The organism is Flagellimonas aurea (genome assembly GCF_017313785.1).
In the GTDB taxonomy this organism is placed as follows: Bacteria; Bacteroidota; Bacteroidia; order Flavobacteriales; family Flavobacteriaceae; genus Flagellimonas; species Flagellimonas aurea.
On record NZ_JAFLNL010000013.1, the window covers coordinates 79,862 to 106,490 of the forward strand.

33 protein-coding genes are annotated in these 26,629 nt (G+C 44.2%); 15 read left to right on the plus strand and 18 right to left on the minus strand.

Going from position 1 to position 26,629, the window contains the following annotated elements; translation table 11 throughout:
* The first annotated feature begins 19 nt into the window (after positions 1-19).
* The 4 genes from J0656_RS17860 to J0656_RS17875 all read left to right on the plus strand — a co-directional run bounded on the left by J0656_RS17860 (position 20) and on the right by J0656_RS17875 (position 2,540).
* Positions 20-655 (plus strand): hypothetical protein, encoded by a 636-nt coding sequence (locus tag J0656_RS17860; RefSeq protein ID WP_207036312.1) that lies wholly within the window; start codon positions 20-22, stop codon positions 653-655.
* Positions 656-724: 69 nt separating this feature from the next.
* Positions 725-967 carry a hypothetical protein gene (locus J0656_RS17865; protein WP_207036314.1) on the plus strand — a complete coding sequence of 81 codons (243 nt, stop codon included), beginning with the start codon at positions 725-727 and terminating at the stop codon, positions 965-967.
* Between the two features lie 700 nt (positions 968-1,667).
* Entirely contained in the window at positions 1,668-2,141 is a 474-nt protein-coding gene (locus J0656_RS17870) for a hypothetical protein (protein WP_207036317.1), read from the plus strand.
* A gap of 87 nt (positions 2,142-2,228) precedes the next feature.
* Positions 2,229-2,540 carry a hypothetical protein gene (locus tag J0656_RS17875; protein ID WP_207036319.1) on the plus strand — a complete coding sequence of 104 codons (312 nt, stop codon included), beginning with the start codon at positions 2,229-2,231 and terminating at the stop codon, positions 2,538-2,540.
* A gap of 168 nt (positions 2,541-2,708) precedes the next feature.
* Here the strand turns inward: J0656_RS17875 and J0656_RS17880 are convergent, their stop codons facing one another.
* Positions 2,709-3,158 (minus strand): META domain-containing protein, encoded by a 450-nt coding sequence (locus tag J0656_RS17880; RefSeq protein ID WP_207036320.1) that lies wholly within the window; start codon positions 3,156-3,158, stop codon positions 2,709-2,711.
* 229 nt (positions 3,159-3,387) lie between these two features.
* Between J0656_RS17880 and J0656_RS17885 the strand changes: the two genes are divergently transcribed.
* Entirely contained in the window at positions 3,388-3,753 is a 366-nt protein-coding gene (locus J0656_RS17885) for a cupin domain-containing protein (RefSeq protein WP_207036322.1), read from the plus strand.
* A 10-nt stretch (positions 3,754-3,763) separates the two neighbouring features.
* Here the strand turns inward: J0656_RS17885 and J0656_RS17890 are convergent, their stop codons facing one another.
* Complete coding sequence (locus tag J0656_RS17890; RefSeq protein WP_225604914.1) at positions 3,764-4,087, minus strand: winged helix-turn-helix transcriptional regulator; 324 nt, start codon at positions 4,085-4,087, stop codon at positions 3,764-3,766.
* A gap of 138 nt (positions 4,088-4,225) precedes the next feature.
* Between J0656_RS17890 and J0656_RS17895 the strand changes: the two genes are divergently transcribed.
* Positions 4,226-4,990 (plus strand): MBL fold metallo-hydrolase, encoded by a 765-nt coding sequence (locus J0656_RS17895; RefSeq protein WP_207036324.1) that lies wholly within the window; start codon positions 4,226-4,228, stop codon positions 4,988-4,990.
* Positions 4,991-5,212: 222 nt separating this feature from the next.
* Here J0656_RS17895 and J0656_RS17900 read toward each other — a convergent pair whose 3' ends face one another.
* From J0656_RS17900 to J0656_RS20240, 8 genes are read right to left on the minus strand one after another with little or no spacing between them, the layout of a single operon-like run.
* Positions 5,213-6,103, minus strand: coding sequence for a DUF4138 domain-containing protein (locus tag J0656_RS17900; protein WP_207036326.1), 891 nt, complete (start codon positions 6,101-6,103; stop codon positions 5,213-5,215).
* A gap of 2 nt (positions 6,104-6,105) precedes the next feature.
* Positions 6,106-7,023 carry a conjugative transposon protein TraM gene (traM, locus tag J0656_RS17905; RefSeq protein ID WP_207036328.1) on the minus strand — a complete coding sequence of 306 codons (918 nt, stop codon included), beginning with the start codon at positions 7,021-7,023 and terminating at the stop codon, positions 6,106-6,108.
* 4 nt (positions 7,024-7,027) lie between these two features.
* Positions 7,028-7,645 carry a conjugal transfer protein TraK gene (locus J0656_RS17910; RefSeq protein WP_207036329.1) on the minus strand — a complete coding sequence of 206 codons (618 nt, stop codon included), beginning with the start codon at positions 7,643-7,645 and terminating at the stop codon, positions 7,028-7,030.
* A gap of 29 nt (positions 7,646-7,674) precedes the next feature.
* Positions 7,675-8,499 carry a hypothetical protein gene (locus J0656_RS17915; protein WP_207036330.1) on the minus strand — a complete coding sequence of 275 codons (825 nt, stop codon included), beginning with the start codon at positions 8,497-8,499 and terminating at the stop codon, positions 7,675-7,677.
* Between the two features lie 11 nt (positions 8,500-8,510).
* Positions 8,511-9,116, minus strand: coding sequence for a coiled-coil domain-containing protein (locus J0656_RS17920; RefSeq protein ID WP_225604915.1), 606 nt, complete (start codon positions 9,114-9,116; stop codon positions 8,511-8,513).
* On the minus strand, positions 9,103-11,529 hold the full coding sequence (locus J0656_RS17925; protein ID WP_225604916.1) for a TraG family conjugative transposon ATPase: 2,427 nt from the start codon (positions 11,527-11,529) through the stop codon (positions 9,103-9,105). Before J0656_RS17925 ends, J0656_RS17920 begins: the two co-directional genes overlap by 14 nt.
* Entirely contained in the window at positions 11,504-11,794 is a 291-nt protein-coding gene (locus J0656_RS17930; RefSeq protein ID WP_207036332.1) for a hypothetical protein, read from the minus strand. The genes J0656_RS17925 and J0656_RS17930 overlap by 26 nt, the downstream gene beginning before the upstream one ends.
* 36 nt (positions 11,795-11,830) lie before the next feature.
* Positions 11,831-12,124 carry a hypothetical protein gene (locus J0656_RS20240; protein ID WP_225605852.1) on the minus strand — a complete coding sequence of 98 codons (294 nt, stop codon included), beginning with the start codon at positions 12,122-12,124 and terminating at the stop codon, positions 11,831-11,833.
* A 245-nt stretch (positions 12,125-12,369) separates the two neighbouring features.
* On the opposite strand from J0656_RS20240, the gene J0656_RS17940 reads away from it, so the two are divergent.
* The 4 genes from J0656_RS17940 to J0656_RS17955 all read left to right on the plus strand — a co-directional run bounded on the left by J0656_RS17940 (position 12,370) and on the right by J0656_RS17955 (position 15,015).
* A complete protein-coding gene (locus J0656_RS17940) occupies positions 12,370-12,990 on the plus strand; it encodes an N-acetylmuramoyl-L-alanine amidase family protein (RefSeq protein WP_207036336.1) in 621 nt (206 codons plus the stop codon).
* A gap of 212 nt (positions 12,991-13,202) precedes the next feature.
* Entirely contained in the window at positions 13,203-13,925 is a 723-nt protein-coding gene (locus J0656_RS17945; protein WP_207036338.1) for an SOS response-associated peptidase, read from the plus strand.
* A 57-nt stretch (positions 13,926-13,982) separates the two neighbouring features.
* On the plus strand, positions 13,983-14,246 hold the full coding sequence (locus tag J0656_RS17950; RefSeq protein WP_207036339.1) for a hypothetical protein: 264 nt from the start codon (positions 13,983-13,985) through the stop codon (positions 14,244-14,246).
* Between the two features lie 34 nt (positions 14,247-14,280).
* A complete protein-coding gene (locus tag J0656_RS17955; RefSeq protein ID WP_207036341.1) occupies positions 14,281-15,015 on the plus strand; it encodes a hypothetical protein in 735 nt (244 codons plus the stop codon).
* Between the two features lie 88 nt (positions 15,016-15,103).
* Here J0656_RS17955 and J0656_RS17960 read toward each other — a convergent pair whose 3' ends face one another.
* The 8 genes from J0656_RS17960 to J0656_RS17995 all read right to left on the minus strand — a co-directional run bounded on the left by J0656_RS17960 (position 15,104) and on the right by J0656_RS17995 (position 23,098).
* Complete coding sequence (locus tag J0656_RS17960; protein ID WP_207036343.1) at positions 15,104-16,360, minus strand: type II toxin-antitoxin system HipA family toxin; 1,257 nt, start codon at positions 16,358-16,360, stop codon at positions 15,104-15,106.
* Positions 16,361-16,363: 3 nt separating this feature from the next.
* Positions 16,364-16,651, minus strand: a complete 288-nt coding sequence (locus tag J0656_RS17965) for a helix-turn-helix domain-containing protein (RefSeq protein WP_119606336.1) — start codon at positions 16,649-16,651, stop codon at positions 16,364-16,366.
* A 163-nt stretch (positions 16,652-16,814) separates the two neighbouring features.
* Positions 16,815-17,933, minus strand: a complete 1,119-nt coding sequence (locus tag J0656_RS17970; protein WP_207036346.1) for an exonuclease/endonuclease/phosphatase family protein — start codon at positions 17,931-17,933, stop codon at positions 16,815-16,817.
* Positions 17,930-18,628, minus strand: a complete 699-nt coding sequence (locus J0656_RS17975) for a P-loop NTPase family protein (protein WP_207036348.1) — start codon at positions 18,626-18,628, stop codon at positions 17,930-17,932. Before J0656_RS17975 ends, J0656_RS17970 begins: the two co-directional genes overlap by 4 nt.
* A complete protein-coding gene (locus tag J0656_RS17980) occupies positions 18,612-19,286 on the minus strand; it encodes a hypothetical protein (RefSeq protein ID WP_207036351.1) in 675 nt (224 codons plus the stop codon). Before J0656_RS17980 ends, J0656_RS17975 begins: the two co-directional genes overlap by 17 nt.
* Positions 19,283-19,570 carry a helix-turn-helix domain-containing protein gene (locus tag J0656_RS17985; RefSeq protein WP_207036353.1) on the minus strand — a complete coding sequence of 96 codons (288 nt, stop codon included), beginning with the start codon at positions 19,568-19,570 and terminating at the stop codon, positions 19,283-19,285. Before J0656_RS17985 ends, J0656_RS17980 begins: the two co-directional genes overlap by 4 nt.
* 270 nt (positions 19,571-19,840) lie before the next feature.
* Complete coding sequence (locus tag J0656_RS17990; RefSeq protein ID WP_207036355.1) at positions 19,841-20,680, minus strand: RteC domain-containing protein; 840 nt, start codon at positions 20,678-20,680, stop codon at positions 19,841-19,843.
* Between the two features lie 12 nt (positions 20,681-20,692).
* Positions 20,693-23,098, minus strand: a complete 2,406-nt coding sequence (locus tag J0656_RS17995; RefSeq protein WP_207036357.1) for an aminotransferase class I/II-fold pyridoxal phosphate-dependent enzyme — start codon at positions 23,096-23,098, stop codon at positions 20,693-20,695.
* Between the two features lie 199 nt (positions 23,099-23,297).
* On the opposite strand from J0656_RS17995, the gene J0656_RS18000 reads away from it, so the two are divergent.
* From J0656_RS18000 to J0656_RS18020, 5 genes are all read left to right on the plus strand, one after another.
* Positions 23,298-23,678: a DUF7793 family protein gene (locus J0656_RS18000; protein ID WP_207036359.1), complete on the plus strand. Its 381-nt coding sequence runs from the start codon at positions 23,298-23,300 to the stop codon at positions 23,676-23,678.
* A gap of 45 nt (positions 23,679-23,723) precedes the next feature.
* Positions 23,724-24,650: a helix-turn-helix domain-containing protein gene (locus J0656_RS18005; RefSeq protein WP_207036361.1), complete on the plus strand. Its 927-nt coding sequence runs from the start codon at positions 23,724-23,726 to the stop codon at positions 24,648-24,650.
* Between the two features lie 96 nt (positions 24,651-24,746).
* Positions 24,747-25,193: a MauE/DoxX family redox-associated membrane protein gene (locus J0656_RS18010; protein ID WP_207036363.1), complete on the plus strand. Its 447-nt coding sequence runs from the start codon at positions 24,747-24,749 to the stop codon at positions 25,191-25,193.
* Complete coding sequence (locus tag J0656_RS18015) at positions 25,190-26,272, plus strand: hypothetical protein (protein WP_207036372.1); 1,083 nt, start codon at positions 25,190-25,192, stop codon at positions 26,270-26,272. Before J0656_RS18010 ends, J0656_RS18015 begins: the two co-directional genes overlap by 4 nt.
* 76 nt (positions 26,273-26,348) lie before the next feature.
* Entirely contained in the window at positions 26,349-26,612 is a 264-nt protein-coding gene (locus J0656_RS18020; protein ID WP_207036374.1) for a DUF6520 family protein, read from the plus strand.
* Positions 26,613-26,629: the final 17 nt, after the last annotated feature.

Genomic DNA, 26,629 nt, shown 5'->3' on the forward strand with positions numbered 1-26,629 from the left:
ATAGAAGTTTAATAGAACGATGACCGAACAAGAATTTTTCAAAAATCTACAAGAAAAGACGGAAACGGTGTTTTATCAGAGTGAAATCTACACTAAAAATAAAGATAAAAATTGGTTTTATTCCATCTGTAACGGGCCCATTTTGAGGCATAAACCAATCATTTTCGGATTGAATTGGGGCGTTAGCAATGACCCGAATTATGAAGGGCACAAGGCACAGAAAACATATCCAGAAAATATTGATAAAAATACCTGGAAGTTTAAATCCCATGTGAACACCTATTTGATCAAATATTTTGGATACTCTTTTGATGAAGTCAATTACAGTAATCAATGCTTTTTTAGAACCCCAAACGAGAAATTTTTAAGTTACCAGGATTGGAGGGACTCAATAGCCCTGTTTAGGGAATATGTTGAGTATATAGACCCTCCTTATTTAATCATGTTGGGAAGACCTAGACACTTAAATAACGACGAACTTAAAGACTACAGAAAAATAGGATATTTTCCATTAGGATCAAAAAGAAGGTCTTTTGTTCGATTGGGAACCCTTTTTGATAAATACACCTTTGGCTCAGTCCCCCATAGCTCTGCTCATATCTCTCCTAACACCCATGATGAATTATGGAAAATTCTAAAAGAAAACTTGAAATAATATCCAAAATAGGTTTCCATATCCCAACTATTTCGATTTTTGTAATTTCATTTTAAATATGACTCTTTGATGAATAGGTCAGCTTCAAAATCCACAAAAAAAGAACTGGTAATTTGGATAGAATCCCTCAACGATGATTCAATTATTGCGCTATTACATTCTATAAAACTTTCCAGTGAAGGAAAGTCTGGCGACTGGTGGGATGAACTTACAGAAAGTGATCGGGTAAACATTCTCTCCGGCATAAGAGACCTTGAACAAGGACAGACAATGAACTCAAAAGAGTTTTGGAAGGAGATTGCCAATGGGTAATATTTGTGAAGTCACCTGGACAAAAAAGTCCGTTTCCAACGCATTGGAAATCAAATCACACCTTAATCGCAAGTTCGGCAAAAAGGATGACCTAGTCTGGTTTGAAAAACTTTTAAAGCAATTTGAGAAAACCGTGTTTCATTTACCAACGCTTTATCCAAAATCACATAAACTTAAATCCTTACGACGCGCTGTAATACACAAAAACATTACCATCTATTATCTGGTCGAAAAAGAAAGGATTACAGTCATTTCGATGAAGGATAATTGATAACTTTAAACAAGTGGGTAAAAAAACTAATGTGCTAATAGACGAAAACATATTGAAAACATATCACTGGAAAATAATACTATACTTGCTGGTTCTTTTATGGATATGCCTATCCATTTTAAGCTGCAGCAAGGATGAGTGCCGTGAAGAGAAAAAAGAAAATTGTGCAGTAACTTTTGAAATCAACCCCGTTTGTGGGTGCAATGGTGTTACTTACGAAAACCCATCAACAGCCGAGTGTAATGGCATCAAGGACTATACAATGGGCTCATGCAACTAGGTGTTTTGACCGTATAGTAAGCGAAGCGAGGTCTTTTTTTTTAAATAGCTGTGTGCCAAGTAATTTGTATGGATTGCCTTAGTTAGCCTATTTTTACTTGAATTAGTTTTGATTCATTGAATCGAGCACGAACCCAATCCAAATGATCAATGAAAAAAATTGTGCCTTTGATTATAATGGCTTTTATGTTGTCTAATTGCTCCGAAAATGATGGCGGTATAGACTGCGCGCTTTTTGATCCTGGCTTCCCTTCGTTGTATGTCAGACTGATCGATCAAAATGGAGATAATCTAATTGGGAACGGAACCATTGACCCGAACGAAATAATACTCCTAAAAGGATTGGGCTACAGATACAATCCGCCCAATGAATTTGCAGTTCCAGATTCCGATATCAGAAAGTTCGACAATACAATCAAGCTGTATATCCCGAATGAGTCTACTTTTCAATATATCATTAAACTGAACGAAACTGATGTTGTTACCTTGGATATTTCTGCTCAACGAAAAAATATCCCCTGCGATCTTTTTTATTATATTCCAACAGGGATATTGCAGAATAACAAAGAACTCCAAATAGAGGAAGTTTTCACCTTGGAATTTATAGCAGAAATTACAATTTAAAAATCATGTACATGGAACAATCGGTCCATTTTAATTGCGACTCGTTTGTGGTGGCGATGATAGAAACACCCCAAAATATATTCAGAGATGGTAAAAAAGCGAACTGAGCACATAATTCATGCAGATGAAGTCGAAATAGGTCCACTCCAATTGCAATTGATGCTCGGGTCCTCGTACAAAAAAGCGATTGAACTATGCGTAAACAGCATTTTTTGTAACTGTGGGTCAAAAGACAAACGTCTGGTTAATTACAAAAGCTATATCAACGACGTAAACGATGTCATTCTAAAGGGCTGGTGTAGTTCTTGTAATACCATCGCAGCAAGATATATAGAAACTGGTGAACGTGAAGGTATTGAAGCCATTGCGGATAGAATAAGACATACCAATCAAAAATAACCTTATATACTTGACCAGTAAAACGGTATGAAGATGAACATCTTACTCGTGAATCTCATTTTTATGATACCTAAAAAAGAAGATGTCTTTTTGTTGATTAGAGCCCCTAAAAATAGTAAAGGAAGGTGAAATTAACCTTATGTGTTGGTGCTGAAAAACTTCTGTAAACTACCTGCTCAATCTTATAGCCTTGAACTTCATGACTTTTGATGTTTCATATCCTATGTTTAATATATTCCCATCTATTGCATAATTCATTATAAATGCTTCCCGACTCGAGTCATAGGTCGAAGCGATGGTCTGATAAAAACGCATCCCCCACTCACTTTCGGCTACTTCGGTTCCATTCAGCGAAAGAAATGTCAAACTACCTGTACCCGAAGCATACTCCCCGAAAAAAGTGTTCCGTGCCGTTGAACCATCAAATTCATCTTCCTTAAACGTGATTCGGATAACATCACCCCTGTTAGGGGTATTTATATTTTCTCCCGTACTTTCATTGAAGTACGAAACCAACTCCCAAGAACCCATTAGCGTTACATTGGTCACCACATCATCATCACTGCATCCCAAACAGAAAAACAGCATCAGAAGTATAGCTAAATACCTGACTGACATAACAATAATTTTATAGTAATATACAATTTTAACATAGACATCCCTTCGTTAAATCATCACAATTTTTAATTCCTTATGTTTGAGTGGCCTGAATTTTATTTCTAAACCATTTGGAATAACAATCAAACAATATTTTGAGGAATCGGTAAAGTGCGGTATGTTTTATTAAATCAAATGATAAAATTGGCCGTAACTAATCATCGAAACCAACCTTGATATAGAAATGACCATGAAAAAAAAACGTGCAAACTCGGAACACTACATTTGGGGAGACAATTGCCATGGTTGGCATCTATTGAAAAATGACCGATTGAGTATCATAGAAGAGTCCATGCCGCCCAACACATCTGAGGTCAAGCATTACCATAACAAAGCTCAGCAATTCTTCTATATTCTAAAGGGTAGTGCAGTTTTTGAGTTGGACAATACAACTATGCACATTGGCGAACGGGAAGGGATACATATCGGAAGTCAAGTTATCCACCAAATTCGAAACGAGGGCAGCACAAATTTGGAATTTATTGTAATCTCAGAGCCCACATCTAAAGGTGATCGGGTAATCATAGAACAGACCAAAACCAAACAACAATCCTAAGCAAAAAAGGTCAGTTATTCCCGAACTTCTCCAACGCGGCGAGGATAGGCCCCAAAGACTTACCCTTTTCCGTGAGGGCATAATTCACCTCGGGTGGAAAGCCGTTTGTTTCACGTCTCTTGATGATGCCCTTAGACTCCATTTGCCGTAAATGGTCTGCAAGAACCTTTTTAGAAACTCTAGGCATCGATCGCCAGAGGTCGTTGAACCTGAATTCCCCATGGTAGAACAAATAATGCAAGATCATGGGTTTCCATTTTCCCGAAAGCATGGTCAACGCCTTCTTTAATCCACAATTCTCAAAATCCTTGTAGTCCATCGCGGGTTTATCCATAAAACAAAGTTACCTAAAAGTAACCTTCTTGCTCATTTATCAAGACTCAGCTAGGTTTACCAAAATAAAGATGACGTCCCTTAGATACTAATGGAGCTGAGGCGGACTTTAATGAATAAAATGTTTAAACCCTATCCTATGCACATACAGTTATGGCGCAATGCCACCATCCAGATTGCAGTCGGAAAAACCAACATACTGATCGACCCCATGCTGGGAGAAAAAGGAGCGGTCGGTCCTTTTCCCTTTACCAATGATCAACGTGAAAATCCATTGGTCCCCTTGCCCTTCTCTGAAGAGGAACTAAGAAAAAAACTGAAATGCATTGATGCCGTCTTTGTTTCGCATCTGCATCCGGACCATTGGGATGAGGCAGCCATTCGTTTAATCGAGAAGACAACCACAATCATATGCCCTGAACCTTTGGCAAAAACCATAGCTTCTTATGGCTTTCAAAATATTGATTTACTCAAAGACCAAATAATACGTGATGACATTCAGCTCCATTTGACCAATGGACAGCATGGCACCGGTGACATAGGGAAACATATGGGTCAGGTCAACGGAATCGTACTTGAGCACCTTAGTCAAAAACTTTATATCGCAGGGGATACCATATGGTGCCCTGAGGTTAAGGAAGCCATCAATAAACACCGGCCCCAACATATCATTGTGGCTGGTGGTGCAGCCACCTTTGCCATCGGAGACCCCGTCACCATGACAGGGGAAGACATCAAAGCGCTTTGTGAATACGCGCCAAAGTCATCCATTTGGATAACCCATATGGAGGCGGTAAGTCCATGCAGGGAGGATAGGACCATGCTTACTGAATATCTAAAGTCCCATGGGCTTTTAAATCAGTGCAAAATATTGGCCGATGGCGAGGAAGTAGAGTTAAATTGAACGGAGTTCTCCATTTGAAGAGGTGCCAGTGAAAAAACCATACCTTCTTCAACCTCCCCCCTCCTAAGGTTGTAGACCTATTTCATGGAAAACAACCCTATTGCACATGGCACTACCTAAAGCAGTGAGGCGGTGATTCGATTATATTATAAACGAAAAACCGAACCGCAACCGCATATGCATCGTGCAAAGAAGTGCTTTGGAAAATCGGTATCCAAGGGTTTAATGGCGCGTAAAAAGCTTCGGTTCCAATATCCTATTTGGTCCCTTGCTTTCCCATTTGGTATTAGAACCCCAAGTGGGCCTATGATACCTTTTCCCTTTCAACACCAGTTTGCGACTGCCGCTTTTTTCCTGTAGCTCTATCATTAGACGTTCCTTACCGCTCAAGGTAAACTTGGGTACCACATAAACAAAACGCTCCACATGGCCTACCTTGACAATGGAAAGCTTGTTATATCTGTAAATTGGTTCCAGAGAAAGTTTCTGATAAGAGGACTTCTTTCTTCGGTTCCCATTCACCTTGAACAGCTGGACAAAATCCACCTCAAAATCAATATCGGACCTGTTTTCAATCTCAAGAACGATATAGGTTTCCTTACCAAAATAGGACACATCACGAAGTCGAAGGACCATGCCATCCTTGCGTTTGGCCTTCATCACGGTAGTATTTCGTTCCAAAAAATAGCAGCTGGCCTTGCGATACTGAAGACTGTCCGACGGTGTAACGGTTTGGAATCTTCTTCTTTTCTTTTGGGCCATTTCATCCTTACGCTTTTCGGGCAGGACATTGCCAATAGCCTCGCTCTCATTGATAAACCTATGGCTTTCCTTTAGCTGTTTTCGATAGGCCAGATAATAGGAATAGGCCAGACCATCCTCGGTCACCACCAGCAGATTGCTGTCAGAACCTTGGTTTCCTTGCAAAAGTCCTACCCTTTCGGGAGTTTCTTTGTTATAGCCTAATCTATAATTGGAATGCCCAGTGACAGCCCGTGATATCGACTTTGGGAATATCAGGGACAAAACATGGGTGTCGTTGACATATAAAGTGTCCGCTTGGGCATTAGCCGTAGCAATTGACCAAAAAAGCACCAGTAAATATTGAAGCATTTTCATAGGATTTGATTTTCTGATTTGAGTATGAGTTGATAACCATCATGAACGGTAACACGCACGGTACGATTGGAGCGTCGGAACACCTGTTTGATGCCTCCCAATTGGGGCATGCCCGGAAGGCTGATATCCTGAACAGCATCGTCCAGCACCTCTCGTGTTGCTTCTTCGCGATAACTGTTCTCCACATAGATACCTTCTCCCCCGTCCATGGTATCGTAGGCCTTTAAACAGACAGGATGCTGGCCGATATGGTCAATGGACAGAAAGACCCGATTGGCCCGAAAGGAGACAAAGCCATAGAGCAAGGTGTTCCGCTTAAAAAGCCTACTGTTGAATACAACATCTTCCATTAACCGAAGCTCAAGACGGTTTTTGGCCCGCACCCGTTGCTCACCGTTAATTACGGCCTTAATGGCAACGGGAGGTTGAACACTATCAGGCTGAAGTATTTCAGAGCCAAAAAAAGCGGTATGGGCCTTGGAAAAATCAATGGGTTTTGGTTTTGGCTTTGGGTCGGGGTTTTCAGTTTTGATGTTACCTCTTTGTTGGGTTTTTATTTTAGGCTTTCGGTAAGTGCCCGCCCCATAATCAATACGTCCCTCCCTATAGATGCTGTCCACAATACGCCGGCGCTGTTCTTCCTGTAATTCCGGGTCGTAGGTCCCGGTGGAATCAATATACTCTTCCCCGTACAGACTGGGCTTTGTTCGTTCGCGTTCGTCCTTGATGGCGTCGACGGCCTCTAGCTTTGAGCTGAACTCTTCTGGTTCCTCTACCAGTTCCGGCACCCTTGGTTGCCTTATCTCCTCATCTTTCGAGGTTTCCCCCATCTGCAGGGCATAGAGAATAATAAACCCACAAATGCTGATAAGCAGCCCTATAAACAACAATTTGTTTCTATCCAGTTTCATCATGACACTAATTGTTTTCTGGTTCAAGTTGACGGAGGGAATCTTCAAAAAAATCGGTAATCAACAGTCCATGTGGATTGTGTGGAAAGTTCCTGTCCACTACAATAAGTTCGCCTGAGGTAACCAATTGGTAGCGGTCCGTGACCGCTCCTCGATGGACCTCAAACACCGTCCTCGCCCTAAAACGATAAGGCTCCTTGTCCAAGTCCAGTTCAATGTCCACCTGTGCAACCTCTTGCCGCAAGGAAAACTGCAACAGACGGTTATAGACCCCATCCGACTTTTTTTGTCGGTAAATAGCATCCACCGAAGCGTCCCCTAGCCACAAGGCCTTATCCAGATGGTCGCGGTAATTGCTATCATCAATACCATAAAAAAGCCGGTGGAACAGATCAATATGGGCCAAAGCCTCCACCTCCCGTTTCTCTTCTTGGCCGACCAGCTGCAATGGCAGTATCGTGCCTTCCGCATCTATCGCAAAGGCAGCGTTCAATAATTTCTCTTGATAATGGTACAGTAGTCCCATCGAAATGCCGCTTGTCAAGAGACAGAAAACGACCACGGCCAACACTATAAAACGGTTCAGGCGCAATACGTCGGTAATGTTTTTGTATACTTTTTTCATATCGGTTTGTTTTCAATAATGATTATGGATTAGGCGCCCCCAGCAAAAAGTCGGAAGGTGAAGGTGGTCGCCCGTTTATAGAGCTTGAACTTCAGCAGTACAATAAACCCTATCCCCGCCAGTTCGATCAAGGGGCCGAACAGCTCGCTGCCAAAGTCCGTTCCAAAGAGATTGGGCCAAAAATTGTCCGTGATTTCTTGATAGAGGGCATTGACAAAGACATTGACCAAAAAGAAGGCCGGGACGATCATATACACCGCTGCATACAAGCGGAAGAAGCGATAGCCCATTTCCCTGAACTTCTCAAAGACCGCCATACTAATGACCAAGGGGAAAAAGGCCTGCATCACCCCAAGGATAAAATAACGTTCGGCCAAAAAGAGCGGATAGATGAACAGATCCAACACCCAAAGCACCAAACTCCCGGCCCAAGCCAGGGTCCTTAAACCTATCAAGGGTGTGGCCAGCCATTCGTACAATAGGCCCATGGCCTTGGTGGCCGCATCCAAGAGACCTGTCTCCTCCTCGACTTCCACTTCCTGAAGGGCAAGTGGCAATAGTTCAGGTGCCGTATCCCTATATTGGCTCTCAATTGCCACTAAAATGGTGTCAAAGGCGCCCAACACTTCTGTTGAGAACAACACCACCAATACCACCGCAAAATTCCGAATCAGATCGCTAGGCGTCAGTCCCCAAGTGAGTCCTGTGCGCATCGCTCCGCCCTCATAATACTTTTTGATGATATTGACCAAAAAGAACAGTATGGCCAAGGCCTTCATCCCACCAATGGTGTAGGTGGCAAAACTGCTGTCCTTGATGGTCTGGAAGACCGCATCCACATATTCAAGTCCCATATCGTTCTAGTTTAATAGTTGGGTTTCCTGTCCTTGAACAAGGCCTGCATCTTCCGAAAGGAAATGATCATGTCATACCGTTTTTTCCGATGCTTGATATCGGCCAACATTTTTCGGGATTCCACCCGTTGGGCCTCCAATATGTCCAGCCGTTCGGCGTCGGTCATGTTTAAAAAGTCATTGCTGAGCACGTGCCCCATAAAATCCAATTGGTCCAGGGAATGTTCCATGATACCGTTGAAGGCATTTGATATAATCTCGACTTCATCGCCATGGATATAAGGGGAGTTCAAGACTTCCCTCAGATCGTCCCGGACCATCTCAAAGAGTTGTTCGTTGTTGCGGGTAATGTCCCGGACCGCTTGGTACTGCCTCACCGCATTGTTGACCTTTTCTATCTTTTCTCGTACCGCATTGAGCTGTTCCACCATCTTTAATAATTCCGCGGTCTGCTTGGCGGATTCAACCAGCTGTTTGGCCAAGGATATAAAGTTGGTATTGTCGTACACCGGCATCCCCTGGGCCGTAGCACGGCCGGGCCATAAAAGCAGGAGGGTCAGGGCCACAATGATTGAAAAGGGCACCTTCTTCATGGATTGGTTTTTAGTTGTTTTCATGTTGCAGTGTTTTCTGATGGATGAATGCTTGGATGGCCAACTCCATATTATGGGCCTTTTCATAAAGCGCCATAATGGCCCGGTTTTCGGTACCGTCGGTGAGGTAGGCGGCATAGGCCTCTGGGGGCACTTCCAAGCGGTAGATATTGCTCTCTGACCCAATCTTGATAAAGATCTCCGTGTACTTGCGTTCGCCTTTCAGGTCGTTCCTGATGGACCGGAGCTGGTTCAGGTCGTGGGCGCTCAAATTGAGGCGTTGCCGGAGCACATCATAGCCCTTTTCGTTCCGCAGGCTATAGATGACCTGGGTATTCTCCAAGATGGTGGCCGAGGTATGGTTCTCTGGCAATTGGTTGATGGACTGCAGTACAATGCCAATGGCGCCGTTCTGCTTTCTGATGGCCTGATAGTAAAACTCCACGCTCTCCAGAACATTGGGAAACTTGAGCTGTTTGGCAAATTCATCGAATAGGATGATGCCCCGCTCGCTTCGGTTTTGCCAAATGGTCCGTTGGATGGCAGACTTGATGAGCTTGAGCATCACGGACAAGACCTCACGGTTGTCCCTGACCTCGTCCAATTCGAATATGATCAGCCGCTTGTCTTCCAATCGGTGAGATCGGTCCTCCCCGACCTTAAAAAGAAAGCTGTAAATGCCATCGCCCACATACTCGGAAAGGATGTGCAAAAAATTGGTCAGGTTGAAATAACCGGGGTCAATGCCCAAGGTTTCCAATAACGTATTTTGGTGTTCTTGGATGTAGGTATACAGCCCTTCGAGCGAATGCCCCTCCTTGACCTTTTCATAATAGGAACGAAGGATTTTCTTCAGGGCCACCTGCTGTGCCTTGCCCATAGCATCGCTGGAAGCATAGAGCTCCATCAAAAAATTCGTAAGGTCCTCCAGCCACTCCGCGGCGACACCGTCGCCAGGGGTTTTATAAAAGGGATTGATGCCGAGGTCTTTACCGGGTTCGTATTTGAGGATGATGTGTTCTTCCGGATATAATTGGGCAAACTTGGCGTAACTACCGCCCAAATCGATGATAACTAAGCGGACGTCCTGCTCAAAATACTGCCGTAGGATATTATTGGCCAAAAAGGACTTGCCCTCTCCCGTAGGAGCGAATATGGCAAAGTTCCGGGCCTTGATACGATGCTTTCCCTCGTCCCATACATCCTTGACCACTGGTATGTTTTCCAGACGGTCATTGAAAATGATTCCCTTTTTATCAGAGCGATAATTCGTGGAATTGATCCATAGACAGAGTGCATGTTTTAGATCGGTGACATAAAGGTCGGTATCGCCAAAATTGGAGGAAAACAAGGGATAGCTGTTGAGTACATAATGGATACGTGACTTGCTCACTGGACTGTACGGTTGAATATCCAATTCCTTGAAACGGGCAGTGAGTTCCGACAACGATCGATCCAAACCCTTTTCACTCTTGGCCCAGCAAAGCACGTTCAATTGGCCCCTGATGATCAATGATGAATCATCTTGGTTGAGCTTGGAAAGGGTATCCGATACCCTATCATATAGCAGTTTGTTCCGAGAACCGAAATTGCTGCTCTTGGAGAGTTCCTCCAACCGTTTTTCGAGAAGTCTGCGCCATTTGTGCCGATCATCCAAATGGATGATCTGGTTGACGATATGATTTCCAGGAAAGGTAAGCCCGAACCCATCGATAAAACCTTGGTGGAACAAAAACCCATCTGCGGTATATTGTTCGTTGGGCCGACTGGTCTGCACGGTATCCCCAAAACAAGCTTCATTGTTCACGGCCATGGCCCCAAACCGATGCTCGCCGACCTGGACCCTGTCCTTTTCCAATACCATGTCCGTATCGAATCCTTCGTTAAACCCATTGAAATAGGCATCCGTATATTGGATCATAGCGGCCTGATTGAACGGCAATAGTTTGAGTTTTGGGGAATTGTTGAGATATCCAACCGCATCCCTGACCGCTTTGCCGAACTCTTCCACTTGTTCCCCAAGGGTCTGCGGTAACTTTTTGGATACTTTGGCAAAGGGATTGATCAGCGCGGAGCTATTGATGGCCCTGTTCTTGGGCCAGATAAAAAAGATCAGGGATTTATGGGAAAGGTGTTCCCTGCCCTCAAAATGGTTCCTTGTGGCCTTTGCCAAAAAGGAACTTCCGGGCAGTTGACCGGCATCATAAGATACTTTTTGGTAAATATCCTGCTTGTGGATCATAGTACCCACGGGTAAGGATTTCAAGGCTTGGAACCAGTGGCCGTGCAGCTCTTCGAAATCTGCCTCGGACAATGAATAGATTTCGGGAAGTTCTACCCGGTAAGCGTAGGCAATGTTACCATTGTTGGCCAATACCCTGTTCCGATCGATATCCACGATGGGATAGCTTTCATGAAAGTTCATCGTAGAGCTCATAGGACGATATTTTTTTATTGGAGATGATATGGGGGAATGAAACCCCTATTTGTAGCAGTCTTGGTTCTTGGACCAATTTGAGCAATGTGCCATAGAGTACTGTATTGCCAATGCCCATCAAAATGAGGAGGATTAAATTAAAGGAGAAGATGACCGCTATGAGGGAGCCCACAACGGCCATCATCTGGAGGGCAAAAAAAGCCACGGGCAATCCAAAGATCAAGGCACGGACACGGATGTTTCGATAAACACTATACTGTTTCATATCATGTTATTGTTGACTAAAAAAGTTGCTTGTGGCTTATACGACAATACCGATGAGATAGGTAAAGATGCCCACGACCGCCCCGGCAATGAGCACAAAGACGAGAACACGGGTAATCCCCTTTTTGAGGTCGGCGTTCTCCCCAAAGAAATGGCCCGCGTTGAAAAGAAAGCCTATGAGGAAGATCACGCCCAGGATGATGGGGAAAATGGCCCGGATGGTATCCGAGATATCCGCAACCGAATCCTCGATTCCCCCGATTTGGGGATAGCTGGTCTGGGAGATAAGAAGTCCAAGAGCAAGTACTACTGATTTTTTAAAGTTTTTCATGACCGTTCGTTTTTTGATGGGCCCCAACGCCATACTATGGGAATGGAACCTGTTCGTGATGATTGATTGAAATGCCCTTAGAGCTGGTTGTATCGCCCAATGGGATTTCCGATGTGGAATTTCCAGTGATATGGAGAAAAGGCTTTAAAAATCACATTTTTTAACACTTGAAGCTGTTAATTATTGAAATATTGGCACCAAAATCATCGTATCGCTGGAAATTGTTCAAACAAAAGTCTTCCACTATGAAACTATACCTGTACTCCATATCAATGTTCGTTTGCTGTTCAACAGCAATGGCGCAAAAGCCCATTGTGGTCATCGACCCCGGCCATGGAGGTCCCGATTCCGGAGCCATTGGGACAAACGGTGTTTTGGAAAAGGAAGTGGTCTTGGATATAGCCAAACAATGCCTGTTATTGAACCGGAGCCTGTTCCAGGACAGTTTGGAAATCTACCTGACCCGCTATTCCGATACCTTGGTCTCTTTGGGTACTCGCACTAGGCTGGCTAAGGCACTTGGAGCGGATGCCTTTGTGTCCATCCATTGCAACCAAGCCCCGAATGAGAATGCCCAAGGCTTTGAAATCTTTTTGTTCCATGGGCAGGTCAATCCGAAAACCACAATTATGGCCGCCAATTTGGCCGACCAGTTACAGCATCGATTGGGAATTTATGACAGGGGTGTCAAATATGACAACTTTCAGGTGTTACGGGATACCCACGGGCAATGCCCCTCCCTCCTTTTGGAAACCGGATTTATCTCAAATAATGTGGAAGCTAATTATGCCAAAAGAACGGAAAGTCAGTCCGCTATTGCCCTGGCTCTATTACAATCACTTATTAAATCCTTCTATTATGACTGAACTGTTATTGGCCATGACCAAAATATTGAGGAGGCTTTTGTCCGCATGGATAACTTTCATTATAAATGAAGTGAACCAATTTCGGAACAAAGGATAAAATCCAATGAATACTAAATGCTTGGGATGAGCTGATTTTTGGCAAGGTCTCTTTTCAGTTTAAATTTCACCGCTCTTAAAAATCAAAATGACCCTAAATAATTTATCTTTATGTCATGTGCTACTCCACCACATTACGGAAGACCAAGGAAGAAGTCGAAGAAAGGTTCAGGGCGAGACTGCAAATTGAACTAGAGTATACCCCTTACTATCATATGAACGGTTTTACCCATGGCAACTTGTATATCGTGCCCATGGAATATCCCGATGAACTGCTTCCTGCCATGTGGGGCTATGTTCCTCCCTTTGGGATGGATGACCCCGATGCATTCCATAAAAGGTACAATACCCTCAACGCTAAAAGTGAAACCGTTTTTTCCAGCAATACCTACAAGCACTCTATCCATGACAAGCGCTGTTTGATAATTGCCGATGGTTTCCATGAACCTCATCACGTCAAAAAAGTATCCTACCCCTATTTCTGCCACTACAAGGATGATTCCCTTTTCGCCTTTGCCGGTCTCTACTCTGAGCTGGATGACGACCTCTATAGCTGTACCATTATTACCATGCCGGCCAATGAACAGTTTGAGCAGATACACAACCAAAAGAAAAGGCAGCCGTTGATCTTGGACCAACACTGGGAAGAGGATTGGCTCCTCCCCGATCTGCATGAACCAGGTATCAAGGAACTTATGAAATCCGCATTTACCACCAAAGAAATCGAAGCCTATACGGTCTCACGCGATTTGTACAAAAGAGGGATCGACACCAACAATAAGCTGGCCATTGAAAAGAAGGATTATCCGGAACTCAACCAACAGGGGAGTCTGTTTTAACTTATCAACACAATTGATTATGTATTGGAATAAATCCTAATTTTGGGATTATATCCAATGAAGCATATCAAGTACAGGAATTCGGACAAAAAGGCCATCAAAATTTTGATGCGAGAAATCGGGGCGTACCGGTATGAAATCGCCTTGGAACAAATGAAGGTGGAACAGCGCCCCATTAGCATGGAAGGATTCTACCTTGAGGCCAACGATGACTGTATATTTTTATGCCACCGCTACCCTTCAGGGTACATTCTAAAGCTGATGAAGGTCGAACAGTTCGAAATGTTGCCCAGGGATGGGTGGGAACTTGTTAAGGTCTAAAAAATTAAATTTGAAATAATAAACAATTAATACAATGGATGAAAAGGATATGACCTTGTTTTTTCATAGTGTTCTTATAAACACATATGCTAAGATTAGAGAAACTGTCAAATCCAAATCAGATGTGATTTATATAGAGAAGGATTCTGAGAATGAAATTATCATCAGGCCAATTCGTGACTATCCTAATTTTCTATTTCAAATTAGTAAGCCAATTGAAAAAGGAAATAATTTAGTTTTTAGTATAACAAGGGCACCAAAGAATGCCCGGAGCAACAACAGCGAGATTCTGAATTCTGACCATAAGAATCTTGAAAGGGTTTTTAATGCGTGGATTGAATTAATCAATAAACACCTCGGTAAAAAGCCTATTCACCCAAATGAAGACAGCATAGACCAACAATACAATCAAGAGTTCTATGATTGGTTTGAAATTGTCGAGGAAGATGCTGATTCTGCCCCATTTGATATAAAACGTCAAATATTAATTGAACATTCGTTGGATATAGGCATTAAAGCTTTAATTGAGGCTGGGGTAAAAGAAGATGACCCAATTATTAATGAAGCACATTCCTTGAAATCCAAAGTAGGAATTTATTCTAAAAAGCAAGTTATTAAGGTTGGTAGGCAATTATATATTATGTTAAGAAAAAAAGGAGGTGTCTTAACGAAAAAAGTATACGACATTTGGGAAAAAGAAATGATAGCCATGGGCTTCAAAGAATTAATAAAATTCTTGGGAAATGAGGCATTGAAACTACTACCCTAAATCTCTCCTGCATCATTTCGGACCTATAAAGTTCCTGCCTTAGCTGACTGTCTTCTTTTTCAACCGCACACCTTTTGTGTAATCCATTTTAAATTTCAGTTTTAAAAGCGGGCTGCATTAAAAGTTGTTCCTTACTGGAAATACCTATTTGTTTGGCGACAGATTTCCAATCCTTGACCACTCGTATTACCTTATTGGTAATAGCATCCATTTCATCATCACTTAAGCGGAAATATTCCCCAACACTTTTTGCAAGTTCAAAGTCAAGGGCATTATCATCCATATCAATATTTAATGCCAATCCGTCCTTTTCAATGGAAGGGTTCAGATCATAAGCTGGCGACAGTTCCCAACCTTTTTCATTTAGAATAAAACCGTGGTTCCGCAGATGGTCGTCCGTATTTGAAACGGCAATATTAAAAATAATCCTTCGCCATAGCTGATGTAAATTTTCCTCTACATTGGTTCCGTAATTTTCAATCACATCGACGATATCCAAATAGCTCGGAGAGAAAGACTTTAAGGTCTCCTCCGTGTTTCCGGTCATCGTCATAGCAGATGCAAAATGGATGCGACCACCATTTTCACGGTCAAATCTTTTGGTAAGAAAGGTATGATATTGGCCAGCTATCTTTTCTAATCTTGATTCTGCCATTTCGATACCGCAGGCGGTTGCAAGTTTATACGTAAGAAATTCCCAAGCAGCCTTATCTACCGTATCTGTTTTTGAAGGAAACTTGGCAATCCATAGGTTCTTATTAGTATCCAATATATTCGCTTTGGGCCGTGCACCACCCAAGGAAGAGCCTGGTGCAATAAGTACAGCTATCCATTGGCGTATGGCGTCGTTTTGCGTATCACTTTCCAATTGATTAACCGCTTCCTGTAAATCACCAAGGGAGGACCAAGGTGGTGTTGGGTTTTGGTCATCATTGTCTAAAAATGGACCATCCCGATCGGTCTTAAAGCGTAACGCCCCCATTCGGCTTTCGTCATATACACCAAGAAGGTAATCTATTTCATAAAGTGTTTTTGCCTTCTCGTTCCGAGCTCTGGCATCCTGGGCTTCGCGACGTTTCATCAAGGTCTTTCCCCAAGTATCTGGCATGCTGTCCAAGAATATCCCAAAGTTTTCCTTATCTGCTGGAAATTGAGGTCCTGAATAAAATTCAATATCTGGGTCCAGTAATTGGTACAAACCCTTTTCCAACCATTCTTTGTTATAGGCAAAACTGAACGCTTTTTTGGCTTTTGCAAAATGAGCCGATAGGACACCGATTTCAACAGGACCATTTAATCCTATCCAATCGGCATAAACGTAAATATCAAATTTTCCCTGAGCCATTACCTAAAGTAAATCCAAATCTTGTAGTTTACGACCGAATTCATCATCCTCTGCTATTTTTGAAAAATCACTTTCGAGATTTAACACCTTAAGAACGTTGAAATAGATACCTATTGCGACAGTGGGGTCGCCTTTCTCAACACGATGCAAAGTAGCGCGATGAATACCGGCACGTTCCGCAACCTGTTCGGCAGTCAATTTTCTTCGCTTTCGCGCAAGTTTGATATTTTCCCCTATCCCATCGAATATCTTTTGATATTTAGGAAGAAGGATTGCTTTTTTAGAATTCATAACGTCGCCTATTAACGACAAATATATCATTTTTGTTGTATATAAGCGACATTTTTTGATTAAATTCTATTATGTCATTTTTTAGAATCAGAAATAGAATAACAAACCGTGGATTCGTCAACAAGGCAGTAAGAGTTGATCTTTCAACTATTTTCTATGTAGCTCATACCCCTTCATAGTCACCCCATAACAGCGGAGGTGCTAATATGGGTTTATCCATTACATTGATTTTGAAAGGGGCCAACTTAGAAATAGGGGTCTTTTGTGCTACCCTTGGAAAGTAAACCCCGCATCTGTTTATGCGGTCATACAATACTGAAGAGCTCAATAGATAATCATGTTTGGCCAACCACCCTGAGTGTGATTCATTATTGGAAAACCCCTTATACTCATTATCGCCGATTACTTCAAAAACTGTATGCTCCGTAATGTCCCTAACCTTCCTGTCCGACAATAAGGGCCTTAGGCTATTTCCATACGAAACCTCACCCAAGGTTCCGCATATCACAATCCAATCCTTGCCCTGACCGAATAAACGATTGCAGTATGAGTCTAGCCGCCTGGCCTGTTCCTTACGCTTCGCACTGTAGTCCACATCTCTGCTATCCTCCGAGCATCGTGTACTGATGATGGTCAGCTCATCCCCGGTCGGAGTCACTACGGTATATTCTGGACAGTCCATTTCAAAAAGGTCATTACCTTCTTGGTCCCGTTCATGGGCATGGGGTTGAAACCCGACGATTCGGTAGCCGTTCCTGGTCAGGATGGCATGGCCCAATCCCCGATTGTCGTTGCCTTCCGTGAACAGCCACTGCTCAAAGGCACCTCCCAATTTCGGTCCCAAATAATCCCTGTTGAAATCCGATAAGGATGCTCTGTCCTCCACTTCCTGCAATACCAAAATATCCGGATCGGCCTTCGCTATGCACTCCACTTTGGCATTTCGGTGTTTCTCATCCAAGGGATAACTTCTGAGTTCCACCCAACCGTTCCATCCGACCCGCTCTGTGGCCTTGGTCTGACGTTCCCCGCCCAAAGGTTTTACGTAAAGGTGTCCCCCTTTTCTTCGTAGGGTTAAAAAGGGTTCGGTGGCCTGTGGGCTAAAACCCATCAAAAAGGCCAATTCCCGCATACGTCCCAATTCTTGGTGCTGTTTGTTGGGGTTTTTCAAAAGGGACTGAAATTCCTCCATCCAATCCTGAAGGTTCTTGGAAGCATTTTGCCGTAAAAAGGAGAGGTCTCTGTGAAAAAGGTTTTGGATGTTCATTGTTGCTATTCTCATGATTGTCGATTTTTGATTTTATTTTTTTCAGTGTTTTTTGTTCCCCGTTTGTCCTGGGCATTTTGGTCAAAGGCCACCAAGTTGAACAGTTCCCGCATACGGCTCCGTACCCGCTTGCCATAGCGTTCCTCCAGTTCCTCGGCATTGAGGTTCGTGGTGGCATGGGTGCGGAGTCCCGATTCCAGGAACAGCTCATGCCGGGACAGTAGTATTTCCCCGATGACATTGCAATCCTTCCCAAAATGTCGCCCCATTTGTTCCACCCCGATATCATCAAAACAGAAATACCGGCCGTTGCCATAGTCTTCGATGATGCGATGGCCGACATGGTTGAACCCGAACACAATGTTCCTGGCCGGTATGACCTCATAGGGCCTATAGTGCGGCGTGATATGCCTGATCAGTTTCATCAGGGTGGTCTTGCCACAGCCCACCGGACCGGAAAGCAGGATGCCCTTATCGGGATCAATGCCCAGTTCTTGACAACTGTCCTGGTCCCGGACCATGTAATTGCACAGCTTCAACAGGACTTCATGATCCTCGGGATAGAGCCTAAAATTGCGTCCAAACAGAAGTTTCCCCTTGGCATCCATATAGGTCAGCACCTTGGAGAAATCATATTCGACCTGCTTCCCATCGAATTCTCCCAGGGAATAGACCACACCGCCTTCCGTTATCTTAGAGGGGTTGCCCATAGTCTTTTTGTGTTTCGACCATCAAAGGATCTCGGTTTCTGGACAGGATTTTGGAGGTGACGTTTGCTTTTTTTATTTCATCGGCCTTCAGCATCCAATTCTGCGCCGCTGCCTTCCAATCCACAATAGAGATTTTGCCACCAATCTTCCATCCAATGGCTTGATAGTGGTTGAAGAACCGTTGGGCCTCTTCTTTGCCACATCCATTTTCCTTAAAAAAATTGAGGACTTCCAATTGGCTTCTGGGCTGTGCTCCCAAAGAGCGTTTGTGCGTTTGTTTTGTTTTCTTATAAAAGGTGTCTGGTACACTGGTGGGACAGTAGGTCCTAAAAATGGAACGGCTCCGTTCCATGATCGTACCGCTCTTGTCCCAATTTTGGGACAGTCCAACCTTACTCGAACGTGCCGGACTATTGGAAGGGGAATAGTTGATATAGCCCATGTTATCCAGCTGTTTCATAAGGCGATGATAAGTGGACTTGGAACCGATCTTGGCCATCTTCATCAGTTCCCTGCGATTGACCGGAAATTCTTCGGGAAACCGATACATATTCCAATAAAAGAACAGGGCCAGGTAGAGGCTGATATGGCCTGGGCCTAATCGCTCGTCCCCATAGATTTCCACTAAGGCCGCATTAAGGTGCTTGATATAGTTCATACCGTACCGTCCATGGGTTCCACCTTGTTGTCCAGAATAATTTGGTCGATTTCCTCTGCGTCATAAAAAACAAGTCCCCCTACTTTGTAGCTGGGAATGATATTCCTGCTGCGCAGACTGTGCAGGGTACTTGGACTTATCTCGAATCGTTTTCGGATATCGCTTGATCGTAGCCAGTTTTTGGGTTTTGGATGGGTGTGTTCCACCATCAGTTTCTTAAACTCCTCCAAGAGATCCTCTTTGAACTCCATCAGGTCTTCCGTGGTAATGATCGTTGCCGCCATAATCTTGTGGTTTTAGGGATAGACAATGGACCTGTTCAGCCCTACGCCTTTTATCCGGGTTCGATCACAAAACTGAAAAAGCTTTTTGGAAAAAATTCCCAAGTTGGTACCAACTTGGGAAAGATTTTTTTATCATAAGATTTGTATCGATTTATCGTCATTTGGAGTTTTGGGAGGTCCAAAAAATCTTCAAAATCGCAAAAAAGGGCTGCCAAAACCCCTGAAAACCAAAATTCCCAAGTTGGTACCAACTTGGGAAAAATTAGGGAGCTATTCTTCCAGGGATTCCATCCGCTGGTTGAGCATCTCGATGAGCCTATCCAAGAAGCGTGTCCGGCTGCTCTTACGGGAACGGATATCGATAAAAGTGTGGTAATAATTGCCCAGGTCGACATTGTAGAAGTATTCGAAATGGGAGGCCATTTCCTTGATGTCCACTGTACCGCCGTTGATACATTTGCTGGTATGTAGGGCATAAAGGAGCTCGATGAGATCGGTCTTGCTCCCCGTCCAAAAAAGTTTTGATGGTTTTTCCATTGCTGTGTTCTTTGTAGGTTCCATATTGTTATTGAGGTCGTCCACTTCCTTTCTCAGGTACACGATGAGCATGTCATAGGCCATGATGGTGGCCACCGTGCCGTCCTGACAGGTGGAGAACTGGTCATCGATCAAAAAGTGGAAGGATTCCAAGGGCATGCGCAGGTCCCGGTTGCCCCGGACAAAATACTGCTCGTCCATGGACATAGCTCCGCGCCGGTAATAGTTATAGAATTCCAAGTTGTCGTTGAAGAAGGTCTGCAGTTTATCGATTTGTTGCTGTAGGTATTTTACTTGGGCCACATCCTTTCCCCGCGGGCGTTTGCTCTCAATGCTGAAGAGGCGGATGTAATAAATGAGCTTGCTAAAGATTTGGGGCTTTACGTGCTTAAAAAAATAAATCTCGTCGGCCTGCGTCTCAAAATCCTGGCCAACAATCTGCTTTTGCAGTTTTCGGATGCACCTCTCCACCAGTACAATGCCCTTCTCCGCTTTGTACAGGATGTCGCCATTCCCACTTTCCAAGGCCTCCAACTGGCCCTCAAATTCTGATAACAACTTTTGGTATTTCATGGCACTGCTCCATTATTGCTGTCCCTCCATGACCCCCAAGAGTTCCAAGATAAAGTTATCACGGGTTTGGATATACGCATATTTTTCCTGAATGATGGCACCGAGTTTCCGCTTCTCAAAGGCAGCGGTCATTCCAAAATCAACTCTTGGCATACCAAGGGCTATGGCCCGTTCAATGGTGCGATAGAGCAATTGGCGGTACGTGGCGTATTGCTCCAAGGCACCATAATCCATCCCGACAAAGGCAGGGACGTACACCTGATTCGTATTGGTGTAACAGAACATAACGCCCACTACCCTATCCGGTTCATCAGTGGGGCACATCACAATGAATTCCCATAAAGGGTTCTCGTTCATCCGATCAAAAAGCGCATCGGGGAAGGAATACGTATTGAGCCCCAAATTGCGCGACTGCACTTCACCGAACAGTTTTCTGGCCTGTTCCAACTCTACAATAGATAGTTTTGGAACCGCCCTGCAATGGACCAAGCCAAGATAGGGCTGTATATCCTTCCTGAAATGCCTCCTGTTCCTGGACGATAGCGCTCCGATATACTGTTCTATGGAAGGTGTTTCCTGTAGATCCACGGTACAGGAATCGGGCATTTGCACCCGGAGAAAGCCATGTCCGTAAAGATGACTGTTCCAATTGCTTTCCTTGGGAAAATCCCGAAGCACGGTCATTTTCGCCCCTAACTTCCGTTCCTCTTGTTCCATAAACTCCAAAAAATTGTTCATCGCCCGTTCGCCCAATGGATGCGCGCTGTCCCAATACACATGGTCTCCCTCAGTGAACAAACTGCCCATGGAAAGTATCATGGACGAAAGATGATAGGAATCCGACTTTCGTTCCTCCTCAATGGATCGGGACACCTCGGAAGGGGCCAACATATCGTCCTTCCAAAGGGAAAAGGTCAAATAGGTCATCAATACCGGATTTCCCTTGACATCCCTTATGATCACATAACGAAACGACCAATTATGTTCCTTTTTTGAATTGCCATGGAACACGGACTCCAGGAATTTCATTCCAGCCCAATCATAAACACCCTGTCCGCCCAAACAACGGTTCCATGATTCCTTATCTACCTGGTTTATGGATTCCTTGGCCTCCAAAGTCAGGTCACCCAATGGTCTGCGTTCCTCCCGTGTCTTGGGTTCCAATGTAAAGGCATGGAACACCCTTTCCGGGTTCGTCCCCGTCTCTTCCAAAGCTAGCGGAAAATGGTATGCCATGGCATCGGCCAGCCCTTTGATCTCGGCCTTTTCATTGTGCCTTGAGATGGTGATACGAACCCCGGTGTTCTTGACCGGAACCGCTGGAAAGATGCCCAGGTTTACATAAAAACCCTCCCCCATCAGGCGGTTGACAAAATTATAGCCCGTTTTGGGCATTCCCGTCCCAATGTAAAATACCGGGGATTCGTTCCGGTCTATCAAGGGAAGCTCTGTAGCGGAGAGGCATGCATTAAAATAATCGATACGTTCCCGCAATTCTTGCTGAAGCTCATATATCTCTGGGGAAAGATGGATCTTGGCCGATGCAATGGCCGCACCGACTGAAGCGGGTTCCAATTGGGCCGAAAAGGTCAGGGGACCACCAAAAGTTTTGATCTTGTCGTACATCCCGGCATTGGAACAGGCCAACACGGCCCCGCTGGCCCCAAAGGTCTTGCTCAACGTACCGAACAGGAGCACATTCTCGGGCAACTCCCCCAATTGGTCCAAGACATAACCTGTACCCTTCTCCCCCACCCAACTCATCCCGTGCACATCATCAAAATAAAAATGCAATTGGGGATATTTTTCGGACAGGTCCATCAACTCCTTTACCGGGGCATAGTCCCCGTACATGGAATAGATCCCATCGGCCATATACCAGATGTGCCGCTTGGAATTCCGGTACTTCTTGATCTTGTCCTCCAGCATCTCCAAATTGTTGTGCCGTATCATTTCGATGGGAACGCTCCGTGTCTTGAGCATTTTGGCCGCGTTCTGGACGCTCCAGTGGACCTGATGGTCCAGCACGATCACGTCATCATCGTCCACGGCACTGGGGATGACCCCCAAATGGCCCAAGGTGCTGTTCTTGGTGATGATAATGGGATGCCCGTACATTTCACGGATATAATCTTCCAACTCTTTGTAAAGCGGATTGGAAATATAGGACTTGGAAAGTGGAAACTGGGTTCCGTATTTATCAATGGCCTCCTTGGCGGCCTCTTTTAATCGGACATCCTGTTCCAGCCCCAAATAGCCTGTGGTCCCAAAATGGAACATATCCTTACCGCCCACCCGGATGGTACGCCCCGAAAAGGATTCTCCCCCGGCATAGAGGTGCAGCACCCCGGCCTGTTTTGCATCGGTGAACACTTCATGGACGGTGTTCAAAAAATTGTGGTGTTTGATCTTTGCCATATCGTTTGGTTTAAATTGTCCTAAAAAGTAATGGCAATTGTCAGATTAAATGGTATGCTCAAATCATTTACTCCGTTTCAATCAAGTATTATTCCGTTTCAGTCAAGTCAAATACCTTTAATTTGGCACAGTGTTCCCCATGTTACGATACCAAAAAAAGTATTTTTGTAAATTCAGGGTTTTTACCAGTTTTTGCCACATGAAAAGATCACATGAAAACAAATACGCTGTTTATCTGATGACCGAAGCGTTGATGCACATCATTTATAAAAAAGACCTATGTATCGACCTCAGGGCCGCCCAACTCATTGTCCAAGATAGGATGAAGCTACAAAATGGAAGGGAAATGCCCCTGCTCTGCGACATCCGTGAGGTACGGAGGGTCAATAAGCCGGCACGGGACTATTTGGCCTTGGAAGGGTCACAATGGATAACCGCCTTGGCCTTTTTGATCGATCCCCCTGTGACGGATGTGATCAGCAGCATATACTTGGGCACCCATGCACAAACGATCCCCACCCGGTCCTTTACCAAAAAATCCGAGGCCCTGGCCTTTTTAAAGAAACATGGCCAGCAATGAAATCACCGACCATCCAAACGTTCCACTATTTAAAAACTGACAACCATGCCGAACACTGATGATTTTAGGGTAAAGCGCATCCAAAAGATGCTCCTGGAAATGGCCAAGGGCAACTTCTTCTATTCCCTTGAGCCTTCCGATAAAAATGACAATATCGCCTCTTTGGTGGTCATGCTGAACATGGTCAATGAGGAAATAGCGGCAGCCTTTATCCATCAGGGTTTTGCCAATGCGCACAACACTCCGCAATGTATCATACAACTGTCCCTGATCTTGGACGCCAAAGGTCAAATTGAATTGGTCACCAACGGAACCTGCTCCCTGTTGTCCTATATGCCCAAAGACCTTATCGGAAAACAAATCACCGAACTCATGACCGAAAACTCCCAAAGGACTTGGTCAAAAAAAATGATCAAACATTTGAAACGGGACCGATCGGAAACGGTACTGTTCCTGGAATTTATTACGAACGATGGTCTTTTGCTGGCCAAGGATTGTCAAATATCGGTCTACCAGGCCTTGGATGGTAGCGGTCAGAAAATCGTGTTGAACTCCGTTTTCTTTTCCAAAGGGGAACCCTTTGAAACGGGACTTCCCAAAAATAAACTCAAAGTGACCAAGGGCATCAAGGAGCATAAGGTCACCTTGACCCCCGAGGACATCCAAATGATTCGGGAGGTCCATGACACGATCCTCAACAATTTGGACAAGGATCTTCCCCTGCTCAAGGACCTTGCCCTCCATATGGGGACCAATGAATACAAGCTGAAGTATGGTTTCAAACAGATCTATGGCACCACCATCTTCCGTTTCCTGACCCAGGAACGTCTTAGAAAATCAAAGACCCTGATCCAACACAGCAACCTTTCCCTCAAGGAGATTGCCCATATGAACGGTTTCAAGAGCGCCGCCCATTTCTCCAGGGCCTTTCGGGACAAATACGGCAAAACCCCAACCGCATTAAGGGGGTAACCCCTTTAAAATGTGTAAATTACTCCGTTTGAATCAAGGAATGCTCCGTTTCAAGTAAATCAGACTCCCGAACTTTGTCATATCAATCCAAATGATATGCAGCGTTCAAAAAAAATATGGTTTTGGCTCCCCTATGCGATCAGTATACTCTGCGCCATTCTCTTCATCTATGCCGCTACAAGCAAACTTTGGGATTTCCAACAGTTCAAGGTAGAGTTGGGACAGTCCCCTGTATTGACGGCATATGCGGAATGGGTCGCTTGGTCAGTACCACTCACGGAATATGCGCTTTCAGTGCTATTGCTAATCGATACCACTCGACAGAAGGCGCTCTTTGGATTTTTGGGCTTGATGACCATGTTTACCACCTACATTGTCATTGTCCTCAATTTCAGTGATTATGTGCCCTGTTCCTGTGGTGGTGTGCTGGAAAACATGGGGTGGACGGAACATCTGGTATTCAATTTGTTTTTTGTAGCATTGGCCATCATTGCCATTCTACAGTTGGAATCCCGATCAGTCAATAAATCCAATCTATCATGACCATAAACACCGTTTATATAAAACTCATGGGAACCCTTTGTTTGGGAATTGGTTTAGTAGTCATTGTTTTTCTTACCGCCGAAAAAGCCGTGCACCGTAACAATGCCTTTACCCGAAGATATCCGCCACATCCACTCAATAGGCTTTATGAACTTAACTTGGGTTTCAATTCATACTATGTTGCCGGGTTTGAGGGGGATGATTTCTATTTGGGAAACCATACGGCCCCGAAACATCTTCTCAAAATAAACTTGGTAACCAAGGATACATCCCATGTGAAAATTGGTTTCCAGACCAAAAATCTCCCCTTCCGAAATCTTCGTACTGCCCTGTACCCGCCCTACTTTTTTATCATGGACGGCACATCGCCCTTTATACTCCGAGGAGAAATCGGAAAGTGGACGGCCAAACTTTGGGTACAGAATGCTGGATACTTTCTAAAAGCCGTGCCCATTGACTCCAACAAGGTCTATCTCAGTACTGTTAGCACAGCTCTCAACAGGACCGTTCTCGGTTTGTTGAAAATAAAAGATAAGCCACAGCTTGAACTGAATCCAGACTTGTTGACCCCACAAATCGACGGCATATTCGACTCGGATGGCACCTTATTCTTCGATGGTGGCTCAAATACCCTCGGCTACGCCTACCTGTACCGGAATGAACTGCTCATTATGAACACGGAACTGAATCTCATCAAAAGACTGAAAACCATCGACACCATCACCACGGCCCAAATCCATATCGCCAGTGACAGCATTGACCATATATCCCAACTGAAAGCTCCTCCATTGGTGGTAAATAAAACCGCGGCATTTTATGGAGACCTTGCCCTGGTCCATTCACCACGTTTGGGAAAGAACGAACCTGCACATATGCTCCAAGAAGCCTCCATCATCGATGTGTACAATTGGCGCAAGGAAACCTATGAATTCAGTTTTTATATCCATAACACAGAAAACGGTAGTGTCAAAAAATTCCATCTGTACGACAAATGGTTGGTCGCCTTAATGGGCAAGACGATTTCCGTGTATCAATTGAACCCAGCATTCTTTGCACCTCCATCATTCAAAACAAAATAAAAATCTACTGGCCAGTAGTGGGGATAAGACCGAAAACCCCTAACAGAGTAGGTCGTTAATTTAAATACGTTGAAATATGAACACACGTAAATTGAAATTTTTGATTCCGGTCATGGCCATCGGACTGGCCATTACAGCAAGTGCATTTACCTCCATGGAAAAGTCCCATGTTGGTGAAAACAGCTTGATCGTAGGGTATGTATATGATTCGCCTGCAAACCCATGTGACCAAAAATTGGTGGATTGTAACGAAACAGGGGAAAACCTTTGCTATAGCGAAGGACAGCCTGTTTTTAAAATGGAGGGAACTTCCTGTATCACACAGTTGAGAAGGGACTAATTCCGTAAGTAAAGGAG